A 16481-nucleotide genomic window follows, 5' to 3' on the forward strand; every position below is an offset into this window, starting at 1 on the left:
ATTCCCTAACCTTAAAAAAGCCTTAATAAAATTTACAATTTCTTAATATTACAAAGCAGTCGGCTCTAGGCTTCTGGAACTAGCCATCAATGGCTAAGGCTACAAATAAAACATACTGCACAAAGACTAAAATAATAAGGAAGTTCACAGCGGGACAGTGTGTAAGGAATAAAAAGAAAAAAGCCGCCAGACTCCTGGCAGCTTCCCTCCTCATACATACTTCCGATGCATCGTCTTCCCATCATACGTAAACAACACAGCTTTATTCTCCACCATCGTTTCCATATGCACCGAACGTCCCCATAACTGATAAATATACGGCAGCACTTTTTCTAAGTATTTAATATCCAGTTCAATTCCTTCATATCCGTGCTTCAAGTACAGTTCCCCATTTTTCAGGTAGTCCCCGTCAGTCACCATTAAATATGGGAAGCCACCGTTCACCCGCATGCTTACAAGCTGATCGCGGACTTGCTCCCACCCTTTGTCGACGATTTTGTAGTCCTTGCCTTGCTTTTGGAAGAGATACATATCTTCCCGCATCACGAGTTCTTTATTTAAATAGTTTCGCAGGAATGAACTATCGGATTCCACTTCGCGTACTTCAAACATCTTTTCCCGGCCGGAGCCCGGCTCTATGCCGGTTCGTTTCATCTCTTCGGTCGGATTATTGTAGCGTTCTTCGATGTCTTCAAACATTTTCAAGCCGAGATAATACGGGTTAATGCTGGTGCGGGACGGCTGCACAACACCTGCGTTCAGCTTGGCAAACTCGACAGCTTCGTCTGAGGTTAAGTCCATTTCACGGAGGATGCGCTGGTGCCAATAACTGGCCCATCCCTCATTCATAATTTTCGTTTCCATTTGCGGCCAGAAATACAGCATCTCTTCACGCATCATTGTTAATATGTCACGCTGCCATTCTTCTAGCTCCCGACTGTATTCTTCAATAAATAAAAGCAAGTCTTTTTCTGGCTGTGGTGGAAATTTCTTTCGGCTTCGTCTAGCTGGAAGCTGAGATCGTCTCTCTTTTTTCTTATCTAAATTCCATAAATCATCGTAAGGTGATTGTGCTTTTTTCTTTGTTTCTTCCTCCGGCGCATCCTCTATGCTCCATGCTAGTTTCGGCCGCACAAGCGATGGATCGATATGTTCCTGTATAGCGAGCACCGCATCGAGAAACTTTTCTACTGTTTCTTTTCCGTATTTGTGCTCATAGTTTTTAATACGATCGGCTGTTGCTGCCATGCTTTCAACCATGTCGCGTTTTGTATTGGTGAATCGGACATTATTTTTGAAAAAGTCACAATGGGCTAAAACGTGAGCCACTATGAGCTTATTTTGGATAAGTGAGTTCGTATCCAGCAAAAAGGCATAGCACGGGTCAGAGTTAATGACCAATTCATATATCTTACTTAACCCTAAATCATAATGAAGTTTCATCTTAAAAAACTGTTTACCGAAGCTCCAGTGTGAAAAGCGTGTCGGCATGCCGTAGGCGCCAAATGTATAAATAATATCCGCTGGACAAATTTCGTAACGCATTGGATAAAAATCCAACTTAAAGCCTCGGGCAATTTCTGTAATCTCGTCAATGGCATATTCCAATGCTTTGTAATCGCTCCCTTTCATTGCTCTCCCCCTTTTCCTCCGTTACCACAATGTATGAGACAAAACCGAAAATCATGAAAAAAAGCATCGGAAATACATCCGATGCCGACCAATTATTTATATATATCCAAAATTTCATTCCAAGTCCTTTTTTCATAATATGGATCCGCAATATCTATATTTTTAATCCACAGCTTTGCTTGCGAACCGTCAGCATTTGCAATCCACATATTTGCTTCCTTACGGTTGGAACGTATCCACGTTAATTGGTTTGACTGTTTCAAAAAATAGGGATAATAATCGCCATATCCCTTTGGAGGGTTGGTAACAGTAATTTGGTGATTATCGTTAATATTGACTTGAAACAACCTCGGAAGAGGCCGTTTATCTGGATCATTGGACCATTCCGCTTCTTTAGCACGTGAGACTGTAATTATTGTATCGTTGTGCCATGTGAAATCCCAATCAACAAATCCCTTTGGTGTAAAGGTATCTGATCTAAACGCCGGGAGTTCCTTTGTTTTCAAATGTTTATTTTCTACTGCAAACCGTCCCTCTCCTTCAATATAAGCCATGATATTTTTCCCTGAAGCCCATTGAAACCAATTGTTATTTGGAATCATTTTATCAACAACTTCAAATTTCTTACCGTCTGAGGAAAGAAGGCAAAGTATATCACTATCCATAGACCAGGATGCGGTTGGAATTGCTAGAAAAGAAATCCACTTTTTATCCTGTGACCACTTAAACGTGCTTGTGGAAACAGCAAAGAATGAATCAGACTGTTCGGGAAGAGTATAAAAATGTTTAACTTTTTTAGGATTCATGTTGGCATCAACTGGAACCGTAAACAGCTGCACACTTGTCCATCCAGAAGGAAGCACCTGAGCATTCGAAGAAACTAAAAATCCCTTACCATCGGGAAGCCATGAATAGTTTCCGGCTCCAAATGCTACGTTTTTAAATTGCTTATCCTCATCATGAAGATTAATTATATTTAGTACCCCTCCAAATTGAAATGCCAAAACATTTTTATTTGGAGCCCATTGATAATTTGTGGCTTCATGTAAAACTGGGTGTATATGTTTTCTATTCATTACATCATATAACCAGATTTCTTGATCTTTTCTTCCCCTTGTATACGCAATCCATTTCCCGTCATGTGACCATTTCGGATAGGACACATATTCCCCATGAGTCAATTGAGTCTCTTTCTTCCCCTCTTTAAGCCAAAGATCATGATTTCTTGTAAAAGCTACAATTGATTCACTTTCCGCTTGTACTACGGGGCTGTACATAAAAACTATAGCAATAAGAAAAAACCATACTTTACAGCTTTGCACCATCTTTACCCCTCCGCCCGGTCAGCATTAGTAACATTCTCTTATTAGATATTACCTTCGCTTTATAATATTTTATAAAACTGTCGTTTTCATTCTCACATTATTCATGCATATTATTTAGAAGTTTTTCAGAAACTAAAATGTCAGCTACAATGAAAGAGGGTGTTTCATATCTTTAAACTCCCGTTCGGAAAAAAACAAAGAACAGACACTCACATCTGTAGAGAGCTTCCTGCAACAAGCGAGAAATTCTATTGATTTCATACACTTTTATGCTACAGAATAAGCTACATCATTTTTGTAATAAATTACCATGTTTTCATCCTCTTTATTTTATAAAATAGCTGTAGTATACTTTACCAAAACACGAAGGAAAAAAAGGGAGAATTTTACTATGTTTAACACAACTATGTTTGTACAATTACATCATCATACATAAACCCTTGAACCTTGCGGAAATTTACGCGTAGGTACAAGGGTTATTCCCGTTGTACCTACGTTGCTATTATAAGAGCCATGTAGGTATTTTTTACACCTGCATGGCTCTTTTTTATTTCCTTAAATGTAAATTTATGTAAATGATGAATGTTATTATTTCAAAAGGAGAGAGAAAATATGAACAATAAAAAATGGGGAGTATGGTTTTTAACAGCATTCGTGGTAGGTAATATGGTTGGCGGAGGAATTTTTATGCTTCCAGCCAACCTTGCTCAAGTCTCCAGCCCCTTTGGAGCAACACTAGCTTGGCTTACTACTGGTTTAGGTGTATTCATGATGGCATTAGTATTTGGGAATTTAGCAATAAGACGACCAGATTTAAAAGCAGGTCCACAGAGCTATGCACAGGCATTGTTCATTTCTCCGAAAACTGGCAACATTGCCGGCTACAGTATGGCTTGGGGATATTGGGCTGCAAATTGGGCTGCTACTGCTTCTGTTATTATTTCCTTTGCAGGTTACTTATCTACATTTTTCCCGATTATGCAAAGCCCGGCAGTACTAATACAGCTTGGTTCATTTGAACTACAGTTAGGAAAGCTTATAACATTTATGATTTGTTCCATTATGCTATGGGGCATTCAAATCATTTTAAGTAAGAGCATCGAGAATGCAGGAACTATGAACTTCCTTGCAACCATAACAAAAATAATCGGATTTGGACTATTTATCGTTTTAGCTATGTTTATTTTTGATGCAAGCAATCTTGGGAACGGAAGCACATTTATCGACCAATCTGGCAATTCCATATCATTAGGAGGTCAAATGAATGGAGCAGTGATTTCTGCATTATGGGCTTTTATCGGGATTGAATCTGCTGTTATGTTATCCAATCGCGCCAAGTCTCAAAAGGATGTAAAAAAAGCAACAATACTAGGATTATTGATTGCTATGCTTATTTATGTCGGTATTACATTATTAACAATGGGAGCATTGTCGCAAAGTGAATTACGTGAATCTCAAAAGCCGTTAGTCGATGCCTTAGAAGGTATTCTTGGAAACACAGGCTCCTCCATCATGGCTGCATTAGCACTCATTTCCTTGTTTGGATCTACTGTAGGATGGATTTTAGTAAGCTCTGAGGTTCCTTATCAAGCAGCGAAAATAAACCTATTTCCAGCTTTATTTGCGAAAACAAATCAAAGCGGCAGTCCAGTCCATTCATTAACATTAACCAATATTATGACTCAAATATTTTTATTTGCTACTATATCAGGAACAGTAATGCAAGCATACAATTTCGCTATTGTAGTGGCTACATTAGCCTATTTAATTCCCTATCTCGTATCAGCTGTTTATCAATTAAAGTTAGTCATCACAGGTGAAACATACGATACTATTAAAGGTTCTCGAAAGATAGATGGAATTGTGACAACTCTTGCACTCCTCTACTCCATCTGGGTCATCAAGACTGGCACAAGTGATTTGAAGACTTTTTTACTAGGGATTGGGCTGTTTATACTAGGATTGCTGCTCTATCCATTCATAATGAAAAAAACTTCTCAATCATACTCACAGCCGGAGTCTAGAACGAATAAGAAAGGAGCTTGATATAGATGACAACTAGTAGATGAATGGACTGACAAGCCATATTTCGTTGATGGAACCCACAGATTTTATATAGAAATACAAACACCACAGCATTTTAATAGGAAAGCTGTGGTGTTTTAGGTTGTTACAGATTATTTCCTTCTATTAAATGATGGACTAATTTAGACATACCTTTAATATGATGGAAAGGAAATAGCAATAAGGAGTGAAAGAATGCAGCAGTTCAGTGTACCGATAATAGCAGTCATATTCACCTTTACAGGACTTTTATTTGGAGGAACTGTCGGAGTACTTGCAAAGCAAATATTAGAGAAAAAAATGTATGGATTATACAGCTTTTGCGGCGGGATATTAATCGGCTTATTATCCTTAGACCTTATCCCTAAAACCTTCTCCACATACCATATTGCCGGTCCGTTACTTGGTACTGGATTGGGACTGCTATTGATGATACTCGTCGATATATACTTTCATAGTTCAGCTGAGCAAAAAACTTCTCAAGGATTGCAAGCTTTTTTCTTTCTGGCACTAGCCATATGTATTCATAATATCCCGACAGGAATGGCACTCGGAGCTTCTATGGCTGCACATGAAGAAGCCGCATCTTCTTTGCTGCTAGCTATTATTTTTCATCACGTTCCGGAAGGATTAGCATTGATGATTTCCTTCCTCTTCACACCTTCGAAGCTTATTTCATACATTTTCACTATTGTATCTCTTTCTGTTGTATTGGGATTAGGAGTGTCCCTTGGAGAATTGCTTCAAATAAAGGTTCGGCACTTGCAAGGGTTCATTCTGGGAGGCGCAGTCGGTACTCTGAGTTATGTTACTGTACATGAGTTTTTGTGGAAAGCAACACAAAAACTCTCGTTTCCGCTCTTTGTTCTATATACTGCTGCTGGAACAATTTTGATCAAGCTATACTTGGATTTATTTCATTATCATCATTAACAAAAACGGATTCAGAGAAGCATTTCTTAAACCCTTCTTTGAATCCGTTTTTTGTTTTTAACTAGGGAAGACTATCCCTGTGAAACAGAACATGGAAACATTTCTGTACGATGTCTTAAACAAGACACACAATTGCTTCTGCATATCTTGTACTTCTACACTTATAGACTCGGCATCGGAGTCGGTGTTGGCTTTGCATATCCTTCTTTATACTGCTCATCGATATACTGACGAATTTCCAAAGCAGATGCACCTTTTTCTTTCATAACGGCCGATTGAAGTGCAATTTCGAGACAAGCAGTGCATGTAATCGCATGAGAATCCCAAACTACTTCCCCGTTCGGCTTTACCTCGCGGATAAAGCAATTTTTATTGCTTGTATGCCCTGCACTCTCACCGCATCCGCAATAACATGGAATCCAGCTTAATAATTCATGATTTTGTCCAGCTATCTGATAAATGTTCTGAATTTGTTCAGGTTGATTCGATAAAAAGGATGGAAGCATGACAATATCCTTTGTAGTCTCGAAAATATCGCCTCCCTCTCCATGTTGATGGGAGTCAGAGACAGTACGCTCTTCATGATTCGTGCTTTCATGGGAATTTCTATCATTTGAACTGCAGCCTGTAATAACTAATACTACACTTGCCATAACAGACACAAACAAGAACCAATAGTTCTTCATTATCTTTCCTCCCTTTTACGTTCCATTATCATTATTATTGTAGCAAAGCAACTGCTATTTTTGAATCATTACCACGCCACTTTTATGATCGGCTCTCTATTTATCAATAAATTCGTACTTTTATTGACACATTATAAATAAGAAGCATATACTTTATAATAAACATATGAACACTTGCTCATATATTCATGTCCAAGGGAGTGAAGAAGTGTGATCGAAGATAAAACAGAAACTTGCAGTGAGTCTTGTACTCAAACTGTTATTCATGAAGAAGTCATTGTAAAAGTAAAAGAATCCCTTCCTAACGAAGAATCCTTACAAAATATGGCAGACCTATTCAAGATACTAGGGGATCGTACGCGTACCCGTATTTTACATGCTTTATTTAATGCCGAAATGTGCGTATGTGATTTAGCTTATTTATTAGATATGACCCAATCTTCTATTTCTCATCAATTACGTGTATTAAAACAAGCAAAATTGGTCAAAAACCGTAAGGAAGGAAAAGTTGTATATTACTCTCTGGCTGATCACCATGTAATCGAAATTTTTGATCAGGCATTCCAGCACGTCAATGAATAATGGCAATCTCAGGGGAGAGAAGGAGTATGGCAGAAAAAATAAACAAGCAAGAGCTTATATTAGAGGGATTAGATTGTGGAAGCTGTGCTGCTAAAATCGAACGTGGAGTGAAAGAGATCGATGGTGTAGCCTCATGTTCAGTCAACTTCGCCACTCAAACATTAGTGATTGAAGCAGAAAAAGAAGAAGTGTTTTCAAACGCTAAGCAACTTATTAATAAACTGGAACCTGACATCCACATAAAAGAAAAGCATACTAAACAAACCGTACAAAAGTTTGTATTAAAAGGATTGGACTGTGCAAACTGTGCTGCTAAAATCGATGCACAAGTCAAGCATATACCAGACATAACAGAAAGCTCACTGGACTTTGTTTCCAAAACGCTTACGATTAAAGTTAACACCCCTTCTCAATGGGAACACATTACAACACAAATCAAGAATACTGTGCATCGCTTAGAGCCAGATGTAGAAGTAATATTGATGGAGAAACATAAACAATACTCTGAGCATACCCATGAACATGGAGTGAAGGAAACAAAAAAAACGATTTGGAAGCTGAGTATTGGAGGTATCCTTACTGCTGTTGCTGCATTAACAGCAGTACCTCACTCATTTGAAATAGCTTTGTTTATCATTGCTTATTTAATTGTTGGGGGTGACGTAGTTTTACGTGCCTTAAAAAACATTACACGAGGACAAATATTTGATGAGAATTTCTTGATGGCGATCGCCACTCTCGGTGCTTTTGCTATTCAAGAGTTTCCCGAAGCCGTTGCTGTTATGCTATTTTATCAAATTGGGGAATTATTCCAAGGTATCGCTGTAAACCGCTCCCGTAAATCTATTAGCGCCTTAATGGACATACGTCCTGATTATGCGAATTTAAAAATAGGCAATGAAACAAAACAGATAGCACCTGAAAATATAAATATCGGTGACATTATCATTGTAAAACCTGGTGAAAAAGTTCCGCTAGACGGAAAAGTCATCGTTGGAAGCTCTATGGTCGATACGTCTGCGTTAACCGGGGAGTCTATACCACGAGAAATAGGACCTGGAGCGGATATACTAAGTGGATTTATCAATAAAAATGGTGTATTAACTGTTGAAGTAACAAAAGAATTTGGGGAATCTACTGTTTCTAAAATTTTAGACCTTGTCCAAAATGCAAGCAGTCGAAAAGCACCGACAGAAAACTTTATTACAAAATTTGCTCGTTACTATACGCCTGTGGTCGTAATTACAGCAGCAGCCTTAGCATTTCTTCCTCCCCTCTTTATAGAAGGAGCCACGTTTGCAGATTGGATTTATCGTGCACTTGTCTTTTTAGTAATCTCTTGTCCCTGTGCCCTTGTTGTCTCCATCCCACTGGGCTTCTTTGGAGGAATCGGAGGAGCGTCCAAGAATGGTATTCTTGTGAAAGGAAGCAACTATCTTGAAGCATTAAACAATGTAAGATATGTTGTCTTCGACAAAACAGGGACACTGACAAAAGGTGTGTTCGAAGTAACAGATATTCAGCCAATAGGAGACATTTCAAAAGAAGAATTGTTAACATACGCGGCATTTGCCGAAGTTCATTCTAACCATCCGATTGCGCAATCAATCCGAAAAGCATATGGAAAAAAAATAATCACCGATGAAATCACCAGCTATAATGAGATTTCTGGATATGGTATTGAAGTTGTAGTAGAGGGCAAAGAAATTTTAGCGGGAAATGCCAAGCTAATGAATAAAGAGCAAATTATGTTTGAACAACCAGATGTAATTGGAACTCTTGTTCACATAGCAGTTAATAAGCAATATATTGGCTGTATTGTCATTTCTGATGAAATAAAAGAAGATTCTGCAAAGGCTATTCGTTCCCTAAAAGCTCTTGGCATTAAAAAGACGGTGATGTTAACCGGTGATGCAAAGGCTGTAGGAGATGCCGTTGGCAAAGAGCTCGGTATAGACGAGATTCACGCAGAATTACTTCCACATCAAAAGGTAGAAGAAATAGAAAAATTAGATACACAAAAGCCTTCAAAAGAAAAATTAATCTTTGTCGGAGACGGTATAAACGATACTCCAGTTTTGGCTAGAGCAGACATAGGGATTGCAATGGGCGGACTTGGTTCAGACGCTGCAATTGAAGCAGCAGATGTAGTTATTATGACAGATGAACCATCTAAGATTGCTTCCGCTATTAAAATTGCTAAACGGACTCGTCACATCGTATGGCAAAATATCGTCTTTGCATTAGGAATTAAGGGCATTTTCTTACTGCTAGGAGCAGTTGGCGTTGCAACTATGTGGGAAGCTGTATTCTCTGATGTAGGTGTGACAGTATTAGCGGTTCTCAATGCTATGCGCGTATTGAAAGTAAAGCATATATAGAACAATACGCATTAAACCTCTTCTTTAATAAGCATAGTGATTTTTGTCAAACCGAGCAGAAAAAGATACCCTCTCCCTATTCTTTGTATTATACTTTCAATTCGACATGCTTCTCTCCTGCATCGTCTAACCCTGAATAAGGTACCCCATTTCTTATCTATAGAAACCAATCGTACATAACCGATTGGTTTTGCTATTTTATTCCTACATATTATTTTCCTACATAACAAAATATTAAGGGTATGGAGTTTTCTCAAATCATACTCTTATAAATAAATAGCAACAGATGAAAAACTCCCTGATTTTTAGAAATGGCTATTCAACCGTTTCTCATCAAATTCCTGCTACGTACTATATAGCAGATTGTTTTCATTACGTACTTAGGAGTGATTTATGTGCGCTCAAGTAAGATTGCGGGTCTTTCTGTTGCCAGTAATACTTTTGTTGTATTATTAAAGCTTATAGTCGGAATTATTACGGGATCCGTTGCAGTTATTTCCGAAGCAATTCATTCATCATTAGACTTGGCAGCATCTGTTATTGCCTTTTTCGCCGTTAGAATTGCAAATAAACCACCAGACCCTAAACATCCATACGGACACGGGAAGTTTGAAAACGTATCTGGAACGATAGAAACATTATTAATTTTTATAGCTGGTATATGGATTATATATGAATCTGTACACAAAATTATCGATCCCACACCAATTCGGCTTCCATGGTTAGGAATTATTGTAATGTTAATTGGTGCTGTGCTCAATTTTACAGTCGGAAAAATTGTCCAAAAAGTAGGACGAGAAACTCGTTCAGTAGCCATGCAGTCGAACGCTTTGCATTTGCTTACAGATGTATATTCCTCCTTAGGAGTAGCTGTCAGCTTATTGCTTGTCAGTATCACAAACTGGACTATTTTAGATCCACTAATCGGAATTGCCATTGCACTATACATTATAAAAGAAGCCTTTCACCTCGTGAAGGAATCCTTTAACCCTTTGGTCGATACAGGTTTAGCAGAAAAAGAAGAAAAAGTCATTCAAGCGATTCTTCAATCATATAAGCACCGTTACATTGAATATCATGATTTACGGACACGGCGCTCCGGCTCTGAGGAACACGTTGATTTGCATCTTGTTGTTCCCTCAGCTATGAATGTAGAAATGGCTCATGAGCTTTGTGATGAAATCGAAAAAGATATCCAAGAATCTCTTCATAATGCCAAAGTATTAATTCATATAGAGCCCGAGCATGAACGTATACTTACAGTGAATAAAGCTAACAATACATTAAATGATTAACAAATCGTGTTCCCTTCTTGTCCCTCTTAAAAACCTGCATAACCTACTGTAAGCAAAGTAGAAAATGAAGAGATTGATGCTCTTTATATAAAAAGTCCTTCACTTCAAAGAATGAAGTGAAGGACTTTTTATATTATTCGTTCTTCATCAATATATTTTAATTCCTTTGTTTTTCATAGCTGTACCATTCACGGATTGCCTTTCCGACAGAATCGTCCACATCTTTCAGGTTAAATGTTGAGCTTCCCAAACCTGATTTTGTATACACTTTAATTGTACAAAGCATGGGATTATCTTGAAACATTGATTTGTATGTTTGCAAGGATTGAATACGACTTCGTTTTACAAGTATGGTCGTACGGATAAAACGCCGTGTAACAATAAAAAGCTGCTGGTTGAACAACATCCAACCTGTATCTTTAAACTGCCTATACCCAACAGCTATAGAAGCTGCCAGTAAGAAAGGCACAATATATTTTGTCATTGGAACAAAATAAAAACAAATTAAGGAAAGAAACAATACTGGAACCATTGCTCGAATAAGATATCTCAGCAATGATCGTTTTGGAAGAGATTGCACTGAAGAACAGAAGGTATAATCAGGAAGGTAGTGCTTGAAGATAATCGGAAGAGCTTTCTTTTTTACAATAGGAAAACAGATAAAGCTGAGTTCCTCATTTGCTTCAGCCCCTCCGCTTGCACTGAGAAGCCGAATCGTTACAAATCCAAACCATTGCCTCACAATATTTTCTTCTACCTTAACTGCTTGAATGCGCTGCAACGGAATGATTAACTTTCGCTTTTCAATTAATCCTCTTGTAATAATTAAATCCGCATCTTTTCTTATAACTTGGAAATCATAATATTTTTGATATAGGATGAGTATTCCTATTATCCAAACGGATACTGCAAGCAAACAGATAGCCATGATATAAAATGAAGTAGTTTGGGCCACAAAACTCGCAACATTAAGAGAAATATGTACGTAATCATCAATTTGCAAATACAATCCGACCACTGCTGATAATGCAATTCCTACTCCTCCCGATGTAGCTGAGAAAAATAACAATTCCTTAGGGGATAGACGAAATGAAAACGGTGATGCTTGTACTTCTTCCTCTGTATCCTTATAAAGAAAATGATGAGACAATTCCTTCCTTATTTTTTCTGCCTGTTCTCTTGTAACTGCTCCTAACACAACTTCTGGTTCACCGCTGCCCCCCGCTGTTTCAATTTGCAGTTTTACTAAACCAAATATACGGTGAATAATATCTTCAGCTTCTTGAATCGATTGAATGCGTTCTTTTGGAATGAATCGCCTTTTTCTCATAAACAATCCGTATTCTACGCTTAGTTGATCTGTTTGAATTTCGTATAAAAATCGTTTCCAGCTTATTATTGAACCAATGCTGATACAACCTAAAAATGTCAACATCAGCAAGCTTGTATTTATAATTCGATTAAATGGTAGTATCGCATAAGAATTAAACAAAATAATCATGTAAAGCGGGAAAAGATTTCGCACATACTTTCCTATATTTAGCAAAATAACTGCAGGATGCAGTCTATTTTGGTTATACATCTTCCGTCGCCACCCTCGCTAAGTTTGATAATTGATTGCGTAATCGTTCTGCTTCCTCGTATGCGACTGCTGGTATAACATGCGTCGTAGCAGCAGTCGTAATATCTACTGAAGCTAATCCATAATGTCTCATAATCGGTCCTTGACGTACATCTACATGCTGTACACGAACCATTGGAATTAATGTTTTTTTCGTTACAAATACCCCATGATGTAAATCAATTTCTTGTGCATAGACAGCATACCTCCATCTTTGCCGTCTTAATTTGGGGAGAACAAATACAGTGAAAATAAAAATGGTACATAGCACCCCAAAAATACCTACTTGTATTAACAAAGGCTGTCGAATTCCTTCAAACAATACCCATATAATCCCATATGTAAAAACCAAAAAACTATTTATAAGAAAAGCCATAATCTTCCAGACTTTCACTGCTCGTTCATCAATGTAATATTCTAAACGCGAAACCAAGAACAGACACCTCTATTTTTAAAAATTTCATTTGTTTTTACAATTTTCAACAAAATTCATCGGAATATCCTTACTATAATCTAACCACACTTTTCACGAAAATTATGTAACAGTTTGGTAACAAATTCTTGCATGCTTAAATCTGCTTCCCCTGTCGCAAACTAAACTCAACTCCCAAAAGAGGAGGTTTACGATGTACAATTATTCCGATTATGACAAAGCATTGTACTATACGTACTGCTGTAACTGGGAGCAGTTGTTAATTTTAATGGTTCAAACAAAAGATGAAGTATTCTCCAAGCGGATTGAACACTTTTTACATGCTTATAAATATGAACGAGACTTGGCTGCTGTAGATAAGCAACTGCAGCTTATGTTTCAATATATAGATCATGCGTCTCAGCAAACACATACTGAATTAACCGAACAACTTCACTAATAACCAAGGGATTCCCTATTAAGAGGGAATCCCTTGGTATCAATCATTTAATGAATATTTTACTTGTTCTTGTCTATACTAAGCCTAATACTAAAGGTACAGCTTTTAAGGATGTGATATAAATTGAAACAAAAATGGATTGCTCTTATCCTTATGTTTTTTATGATAACAGGCTGTAGTCAAATGAATCACAATTCCTCTTCTAAAGATGGTTCTCATAATGGAAAAAATGAAACAAACATAGAGGACATGGAAAAAGGATTCAAGCAAGTTCCTTTTCATGGCGTAAAGGATAAGCAAGGACGATTAAATATTTTAATCGTCGGGGTAGACTCCAGAGGAGAAAAACGTTCCCGCTCTGACGCGATAATGATCGCACAGTATGATCCTAAAAGCAAAAAAGCAAAATTAGTTTCTATTATGCGTGATTCCTATGTTAAAATTCCTAATTATAGTAAAGAATACAATAAAATTAATACTTCTTACTATTTAGGCGGAGCAGATTTACTTCGGCAAACCATTAAAGAAAACTTTGGGATTGATGTAGAACATTTTCTTGCTATTGATTTCAAAGGATTCGTAAAAGTGGTGGATATGATTGCTCCTGAAGGCATTGAAGTAGATATGAAAAAAGAAATCATTGCAGATATGGGTCTAAATGTCGAGCCTGGAAGACAACGTCTGCATGGTAAAGAATTATTGGCATATGCCCGCTTCCGTCACGATGCTGAAAGCGACTTTGGACGAGTGAAACGCCAGCAGGAAGTGCTTACAGCCTTAAAAGATACTTTCACAAATGAATTAAGCACCTTAGAAGGTATGTTCAAATTGCCCGGCGTAGGGCAAGAACTGATGAATTATATCGATACGGATATGGATTTTCAAACTTTGATTGCTATTGGCGGAAGTGTGCTATTGAATCCTATTGCACAAATTGAAACAATGCGCATCCCCCTTAATGCTTCTTATGAAGACATACGTTACGATCATGCTGGTGCCGTACTTGAATTAGATTTTGAGAAAAACAAACAAGCATTGAAGGAATTTTTAATTAACGAACCGAAACCAGTTAATGAACTAAATAAATAAAAAAACAAGGTCGAAAATCGACCTTGTTTTTTATGCTTTATTCATTAAACTTTCATTTACTTTTTCCATAAAAGCTGCAGAGGTTTTTTGTAATTTCGCTTCACTTTCTTCTAAACTGCTTCCTGTTACACCAAAGTAGAATTTTACTTTCGGCTCTGTTCCAGAAGGACGTAAGCATACCCATGTTCCATCTTCTAAATAATATTTTAAAACATTTGATTTAGGCAGCTTAATTTCTTCTACTTTCCCCTCGACAGTTGTTCTTACACTCGTTTTGTAGTCCTCTACCACTGTTACGCTGTGTCCAGCAATTTCAGTTGGAGCTTGTTTACGGAATGAGGACAACAGCTTAGCAATCTGTTCTGCTCCATCTTTTCCTTTTAATGTTAAGGATTGTAACCCTTCGCGATAAAAGCCGTACTTCTCAAACACTTCTAATAAACCTTGATATAATGTCATACCGCGTTTCTTGTAATAAGCAGCTACTTCGACTGCCATAAGTGTAGCTTGTACGGCATCTTTATCACGTACAAAATCTCCAATTAAATATCCATAACTCTCTTCATATCCAAATTGGAATACATATTCACGTGTTGTATTGTATTGTTTAATTTTCTCTCCAATAAATTTAAATCCAGTAAGAGTATCTATCGTCTCTAATCCATAAGCCGTTGCAATTTCACGACCGATTTCCGATGTAACAATGGTCTTTAACACGATTCCATTTGCAGGCAATAAGTTCTTCTCTTTCTTTTGTGATAATAAATAGTCAAGGAAAAGGGCGCCTGTTTGGTTTCCTGTTAATACAATATACTCTCCTTCTAAATTCTTTGTTGCCACTCCTAAACGATCCGCGTCTGGATCAGTCGCAACAAGAATATCTGCATCAATTTCTTTCCCGTACTTAATGGCTAAAGTAAATGCTTCGTGTTCTTCCGGATTCGGTGATTTTACTGTCGAAAAGTTAGGATCTGGCAACTCTTGCTCTTTAACGATTGTTACATTTTTATATCCAAGTGCCTCTAGTCCCATACGCACTGGCATATTTGCAGTACCATGTAACGGAGAGAAGACAATTTTCAAATCCTTTCCTACTTCTCCAGCCAGCTCAGGATTCACAGAAATAGTTTGCAGCTTTTCTACGTAGGCAGCATCAATATCTGAACCAATCATCTTTATAAGACCTTTCTCTTTTAAAGATTGCTCAGATTCTACTTCGAGCTCAAGTTCATTCTCCACCTCATATACTTTTGCAATAACCTCATCTGCTTCCTTCGGAGGAAGTTGCCCCCCGTCATCCCCATATACTTTATATCCATTATACTCCGGCGGATTGTGGCTCGCCGTAATTACAATTCCGGAAAATGCATGTAAATAACGTACTGCAAAGGACAGTTCTGGTGTTGGTCTCAGTTCTTCAAATACATATGTTTGAATGCCATGTGAAGCTAAAGTTTTAGCTGCTTCCATTGCAAACTCCGGTGATTTATGGCGAGAATCATAAGCAATCGCAACCCCTCGCTTTTTCGCTTCTTCACCATAAGTCTCAATGAAGCGAGCTAAGCCTTCTGAAGCTTTACGAATCGTATAGATATTCATACGATTTGTTCCTGGTCCAATCTCTCCACGCATACCGCCGGTACCGAACTCTAAGTTTTTATAAAAACAATCTTCCAATTGCTTTTCATTCTTACCAATACTTTCTAGAGATTGCTTAAGTTCCTCGTTTAAATGCGGCGTATTAATCCAACGCTCGTAAGTTTGCTTCCAATCCATTCTTTTATCCTCTCCTGTACGAAAAAATTTCTAGTTGTGGAACGAAAAACTACTTTCATCTATAGTTCTATAGTTCTGTATACATTTTGTTATTTCCTGCAATCATTTGTATAAAACGTGTTATTTTGCTTTCTTCCTATTTTATACATCTGTTTCATTCCATCATCATTATATATAAAAAATAACCAATGCTATTATACTTTCTTGAACCCGATATAACAACCT

Annotated in this window: 13 protein-coding genes; 7 read left to right on the top strand and 6 right to left on the bottom strand. The window is 37.5% G+C overall.

The window, feature by feature from the left end:
- Nucleotides 1-210: 210 nt before the first annotated feature.
- Both J7Q84_RS03730 and J7Q84_RS03735 read right to left on the bottom strand, forming a co-directional pair.
- Entirely contained in the window at nt 211-1632 is a 1422-nt protein-coding gene (locus J7Q84_RS03730) for a SpoVR family protein (protein ID WP_209093030.1), read from the bottom strand.
- A 92-nt stretch (nt 1633-1724) separates the two neighbouring features.
- Complete coding sequence (locus tag J7Q84_RS03735) at nt 1725-2957, bottom strand: TolB family protein (protein ID WP_209093031.1); 1233 nt, start codon at nt 2955-2957, stop codon at nt 1725-1727.
- Between the two features lie 612 nt (nt 2958-3569).
- Here J7Q84_RS03735 and J7Q84_RS03740 point away from each other — a divergent pair.
- Together J7Q84_RS03740 and J7Q84_RS03745 are read left to right on the top strand one after the other, a co-directional pair.
- Entirely contained in the window at nt 3570-5003 is a 1434-nt protein-coding gene (locus J7Q84_RS03740; RefSeq protein WP_209093032.1) for an amino acid permease, read from the top strand.
- Between the two features lie 213 nt (nt 5004-5216).
- Complete coding sequence (locus tag J7Q84_RS03745) at nt 5217-5954, top strand: ZIP family metal transporter (RefSeq protein WP_209093033.1); 738 nt, start codon at nt 5217-5219, stop codon at nt 5952-5954.
- A 161-nt stretch (nt 5955-6115) separates the two neighbouring features.
- On the opposite strand, the gene J7Q84_RS03750 is transcribed toward J7Q84_RS03745, so the two are convergent.
- Entirely contained in the window at nt 6116-6640 is a 525-nt protein-coding gene (locus J7Q84_RS03750; RefSeq protein ID WP_209093034.1) for a PCYCGC motif-containing (lipo)protein, read from the bottom strand.
- 210 nt (nt 6641-6850) lie between these two features.
- Between J7Q84_RS03750 and J7Q84_RS03755 the strand changes: the two genes are divergently transcribed.
- The 3 genes from J7Q84_RS03755 to J7Q84_RS03765 all read left to right on the top strand — a co-directional run bounded on the left by J7Q84_RS03755 (nt 6851) and on the right by J7Q84_RS03765 (nt 10898).
- Complete coding sequence (locus tag J7Q84_RS03755; protein ID WP_209093035.1) at nt 6851-7222, top strand: ArsR/SmtB family transcription factor; 372 nt, start codon at nt 6851-6853, stop codon at nt 7220-7222.
- A gap of 26 nt (nt 7223-7248) precedes the next feature.
- Nucleotides 7249-9603, top strand: coding sequence for a heavy metal translocating P-type ATPase (locus tag J7Q84_RS03760; RefSeq protein ID WP_209093036.1), 2355 nt, complete (start codon nt 7249-7251; stop codon nt 9601-9603).
- Between the two features lie 395 nt (nt 9604-9998).
- The gene (locus J7Q84_RS03765) at nt 9999-10898 is read left to right on the top strand and encodes a cation diffusion facilitator family transporter (protein ID WP_209093037.1); all 900 of its coding nucleotides are present in this window, start codon (nt 9999-10001) and stop codon (nt 10896-10898) included.
- 157 nt (nt 10899-11055) lie between these two features.
- On the opposite strand, the gene J7Q84_RS03770 is transcribed toward J7Q84_RS03765, so the two are convergent.
- Together J7Q84_RS03770 and J7Q84_RS03775 are read right to left on the bottom strand one after the other, a co-directional pair.
- Nucleotides 11056-12480 carry a PH domain-containing protein gene (locus tag J7Q84_RS03770; protein ID WP_209093038.1) on the bottom strand — a complete coding sequence of 475 codons (1425 nt, stop codon included), beginning with the start codon at nt 12478-12480 and terminating at the stop codon, nt 11056-11058.
- Complete coding sequence (locus J7Q84_RS03775) at nt 12473-12952, bottom strand: PH domain-containing protein (RefSeq protein WP_247739036.1); 480 nt, start codon at nt 12950-12952, stop codon at nt 12473-12475. The genes J7Q84_RS03770 and J7Q84_RS03775 overlap by 8 nt, the downstream gene beginning before the upstream one ends.
- A gap of 193 nt (nt 12953-13145) precedes the next feature.
- On the opposite strand from J7Q84_RS03775, the gene J7Q84_RS03780 reads away from it, so the two are divergent.
- Together J7Q84_RS03780 and J7Q84_RS03785 are read left to right on the top strand one after the other, a co-directional pair.
- Nucleotides 13146-13391 (top strand): YhdB family protein, encoded by a 246-nt coding sequence (locus tag J7Q84_RS03780; protein WP_209093039.1) that lies wholly within the window; start codon nt 13146-13148, stop codon nt 13389-13391.
- A 123-nt stretch (nt 13392-13514) separates the two neighbouring features.
- On the top strand, nt 13515-14480 hold the full coding sequence (locus J7Q84_RS03785) for an LCP family protein (protein ID WP_247739037.1): 966 nt from the start codon (nt 13515-13517) through the stop codon (nt 14478-14480).
- A 30-nt stretch (nt 14481-14510) separates the two neighbouring features.
- Here the strand turns inward: J7Q84_RS03785 and J7Q84_RS03790 are convergent, their stop codons facing one another.
- The gene (locus J7Q84_RS03790; RefSeq protein ID WP_209093040.1) at nt 14511-16256 is read right to left on the bottom strand and encodes a phospho-sugar mutase; all 1746 of its coding nucleotides are present in this window, start codon (nt 16254-16256) and stop codon (nt 14511-14513) included.
- Nucleotides 16257-16481: the final 225 nt, after the last annotated feature.

The sequence above is a fragment of the Bacillus sp. 165 genome, from assembly GCF_017742235.1.
GTDB lineage: Bacteria > Bacillota > Bacilli > Bacillales > Bacillaceae_G > JAGHKQ01.

Excerpts from the sequence above, each read along its gene's own strand:
- J7Q84_RS03730 (WP_209093030.1), bottom strand. The coding sequence starts at position 1,632 with ATGAAAGGGAGCGATTACAAAGCATTGGAATATGCCATTGACGAGATT.
- J7Q84_RS03735 (WP_209093031.1), bottom strand. The coding sequence starts at position 2,957 with ATGGTGCAAAGCTGTAAAGTATGGTTTTTTCTTATTGCTATAGTTTTT.
- J7Q84_RS03740 (WP_209093032.1), top strand. The coding sequence starts at position 3,570 with ATGAACAATAAAAAATGGGGAGTATGGTTTTTAACAGCATTCGTGGTA.
- J7Q84_RS03745 (WP_209093033.1), top strand. The coding sequence starts at position 5,217 with ATGCAGCAGTTCAGTGTACCGATAATAGCAGTCATATTCACCTTTACA.
- J7Q84_RS03750 (WP_209093034.1), bottom strand. The coding sequence starts at position 6,640 with ATGAAGAACTATTGGTTCTTGTTTGTGTCTGTTATGGCAAGTGTAGTA.
- J7Q84_RS03760 (WP_209093036.1), top strand. The coding sequence starts at position 7,249 with ATGGCAGAAAAAATAAACAAGCAAGAGCTTATATTAGAGGGATTAGAT.
- J7Q84_RS03770 (WP_209093038.1), bottom strand. The coding sequence starts at position 12,480 with ATGTATAACCAAAATAGACTGCATCCTGCAGTTATTTTGCTAAATATA.
- J7Q84_RS03780 (WP_209093039.1), top strand. The coding sequence starts at position 13,146 with ATGTACAATTATTCCGATTATGACAAAGCATTGTACTATACGTACTGC.
- J7Q84_RS03790 (WP_209093040.1), bottom strand. The coding sequence starts at position 16,256 with ATGGATTGGAAGCAAACTTACGAGCGTTGGATTAATACGCCGCATTTA.